This is a genomic window from Gilvimarinus sp. F26214L (assembly GCF_054401055.1).
In genome coordinates this window covers 1-2,025 of record NZ_JBTIYG010000032.1, presented here as the reverse complement: position 1 = coordinate 2,025, position 2,025 = coordinate 1, and the positions used below count along the sequence as shown (strand labels likewise).

The window sequence follows — 2,025 nt, the reverse complement described above, 5'->3', positions numbered from 1 at the left end:
CGCGAGCCACCGAAAGCATGGTCGCACCTTTTCTATTTCGCTCCTAGTTACCATCGGCCACCTGAACATTTAACGCCCGCAACAGCGGCCGAGCGAAGCGAGGTCCGGGCCCGAAGGGCCGAACTGCTTGCGATTGTTAGTGCTCATACATCCACACCTAAGAAGTCCTTGAACGCTACTTCCCCCTCGGTTATGTAGCCTTTAGCTTTCATTTCGTTGAACCAATTTAGCAGCGCTTGGTTTTGAATAGACTGAGGCTGATTCTTTACTGGAAGCATATGCTTTATCCAAAGCGAAATATGCTCCTCGGCACAATTCTGCTTTCTTGAGAATATATCTGCGGTTCTGAGTATCCCTGCAGCCAAGTCTTTTTCAACTACTTCCTCGGGGGAAGACCAGTGGGCGGAGCCCAAACAGTCTGTATATAGCGCCACCTGCTTCAATTGGTCCAAAATTTCTGGATGGTCTGAACTTGGGTCTGCAATTCTTGAAAGATCTTCCAAGCTTCTAGCTCCTTCAAGCATCATGTCCAACGCAATCCAGTGCGTATTCTTGTCTTTATGAGACCTGTATCTTTTCCAGCCTTCCTTAAGCTCCTTGCCATCGTCTGCCAATGAAAGTGACCGGAGGATTGAGGCCTTTCCTGATTCCTCTATTGAAAGAATCGCCAGAGCAAGTGCACTCGGGTATCTGCCGTTGTCAAAAAGAAGACTAGCGTCCTCGCAGAGCCTTCTAGAATTCTTGATGGCAACATTGATTCCAGATGCAATTTGAGAGGAACTTAAGTTGCCTTTGTATTGCTTTAAACCTTCAGCCATTTCGACTCTCAACATTTGGCACTAACGCCGCGTTTTGCGGACACTTTGTAGCGCCAGCGGAAAAGTGGTCCGCAACAACGCCTTGTTAATGGCAGCGACGGGTTGAACCAAGCAAGAACTACGCTGCGGAGCGTAGCGCAGCTTTAGCTTGATAGACAACCAGGCAGAACACCGATTCAGATTCCTATCCCCAACTCGCTACCGTTTGAACGAACTGCACCGCAACTTTCGCCTGCCTCGATGCCTATTGCTGATTGTTGGCTACTGCACCGCACTTATTCCCCGCCGGAAAGCCAAACGGCAGAGCGCACATTAACGCCGCGCTTTGCGGCTGGTTTGGAGCGCAGCGGAAAACCAGTCCGACAACAGCGCCTTGTTAGCAGTTGCCAAGCTGAGCCTCACCCGATTCAAAAACACCCACAATACAACCAAGATAAGGATCATTGGCATTTTCATTTAGAGCCCACTGCCAATCAACTACGTCGGTGTTGGTTGGGAATAGTAACTTAACCCCGTTTTCGAAAGTAAGCTCCAAACTTGAATCAGGCAGTAGAGCCACACCAGTTATACACTTACGGAGCGTGGATGAAAGCACTATGCTCTTAGCTACATCCTCTTTATCTACGGCCTCAGATGATGGCTGATACAAAGCCGGTAATTGTCTCTTTATTTCATCTTCATCTGGAGAAACCACATTGTGAGCTATGAGCCAAAAAGCATCGAAATACAAATCAAAGGCATCTCCTACTCTGAATATAGAGTAGAAATTCCCAAGTAATTTTTCTTTCAAAACTTCAATTACACTCATAATTCTCTAGTGACTGCTAACGCCGCGTTTTGCGGACACTTTGTAGCGCCAGCGGAAAAGTGGTCCGCAACAACGCCTTGTTAATGGCAGCGACGGGTTGAACCCGCTACCGTGGCGCAGCGCCAGCGGAGCCTTAGCTTAGTAAGGACCGAGAAACACGCTGAACCAAAAGTTACTGCCCTACACGCTACCGCCTGAACGTACTGTTTGAACCATCCTCGGCGACCGGCAGCCCTGAGCGAACGCTACCGACTGTCAGGCTGCGGTAATACTTGTTGCTGATTGCCCGCTATTAAACCGAACCTGACAGCAGGCATAAAGCCAAACGGCAGAGCGCACATTAACGCCCGCAGCACGCGTGGCTTTGTAATGAAGGCGCAGCCGCAATGGAAAAGCGAT

2 protein-coding genes are annotated in these 2,025 nt (G+C 49.2%); both read right to left on the bottom strand.

Annotated features, from left to right (window positions below; genetic code table 11):
- Positions 1-143: 143 nt before the first annotated feature.
- Positions 144-818 carry an AbiV family abortive infection protein gene (locus tag ACURWW_RS17165; RefSeq protein WP_445618368.1) on the bottom strand — a complete coding sequence of 225 codons (675 nt, stop codon included), beginning with the start codon at positions 816-818 and terminating at the stop codon, positions 144-146.
- 376 nt (positions 819-1,194) lie between these two features.
- Positions 1,195-1,626 carry a hypothetical protein gene (locus ACURWW_RS17160; protein ID WP_445618367.1) on the bottom strand — a complete coding sequence of 144 codons (432 nt, stop codon included), beginning with the start codon at positions 1,624-1,626 and terminating at the stop codon, positions 1,195-1,197.
- Positions 1,627-2,025: the final 399 nt, after the last annotated feature.